The sequence below is a fragment of the Mycobacterium sp. E3298 genome, assembly GCF_001666895.1.
GTDB lineage: Bacteria > Actinomycetota > Actinomycetes > Mycobacteriales > Mycobacteriaceae > Mycobacterium.
In genome coordinates this window covers 1-822 of the sequence record NZ_LZJB01000307.1, presented here as the reverse complement: position 1 = coordinate 822, position 822 = coordinate 1, and the positions used below count along the sequence as shown (strand labels likewise).

Genomic DNA, 822 nt, shown 5'->3' with positions numbered 1-822 from the left:
TCGTCGCGGCGGTCGCTGCTGCCTTGACTGGCGCGGTGGTCGTCGTCGTGGCGGTGGTGGCCGCCTTTTGCGCGACGTTGGCCGCGTTGCCGGCGGAAGTGTTGGCCGCCGCGTTGGCCACCGTGCTGGCCTGGGTGGTGGTGCCCGCGTCGTTGGTCACCTTCGGGGCGGCCTGGAACTGGGTGATGCCCTTGGTCGCCGCCGTGGACTGCACCGAGTAGTTGGCTCAGCAGTTGGTGTCGGGTCCTGGTGGTACCACGGCTGGTGCCGGTGGTGCGTGGTTCCCGACGCCGCAGCCACCTCAGCAGCAATCTCATCCCACGCCGCCGACGCCGCCATCAACGAACCCGAACCCGGACCCGCATACATCCGACCGGAATTGATCTCCGGCGGTAACGCCCCGAAGTCAAACACCTACGAACCCCCCGGCTCGAACCATGTGTTTCCCTCGCGAGTGTTTTAGATAGCTGGCTTCAAGCGATGCGCTTGCTTGCGAAGGCTAGAGCGCCGCCCCGTCTTCTCGCTGCCCGTGACTCGACGGTCCGGGTGGGAGGCGCCCCGTTCCAGCGGGTCAGCGGACAGCGCAACGGCCGGGCCGGCGGCCGCCCGCGTTCGCCGTGTGCACGCCTACCTGCGGGAACGGGGCGCCTCCCACCCGGACCGTCGAGTCACGGGCAGCGAGAAGACGGGGCGGCGCTCTAGCCTTCGCAAGCAAGCGCATCGCTTGAAGCCAGCTATCTAAAACACTCGCGAGGGAAACACATGGTTCGAGCCGGGGGGTTCGTAGGTGTTTGACTTCGGGGCGTTACCGCCGGAGATCAA

General features: G+C 67.3%; 1 protein-coding gene and 2 pseudogenes. 2 read left to right on the top strand and 1 reads right to left on the bottom strand.

Annotated features, from left to right (window positions below; all coding sequences use genetic code 11):
* Positions 1-221 (top strand): hypothetical protein (locus tag A9X05_RS31080; protein ID WP_231978381.1); only part of this gene is annotated, 221 nt, incomplete at its 5' end.
* Positions 222-296, top strand: a pseudogene (locus A9X05_RS32190) (hypothetical protein); the annotation flags it as partial.
* On the opposite strand, the pseudogene A9X05_RS31075 reads toward A9X05_RS32190, so the two are convergent.
* Positions 283-369, bottom strand: a pseudogene (locus A9X05_RS31075) (PPE domain-containing protein); the annotation flags it as partial. The pseudogenes A9X05_RS32190 and A9X05_RS31075 overlap by 14 nt on opposite strands.
* Between the last annotated feature and the right edge of the window lie 453 nt (positions 370-822).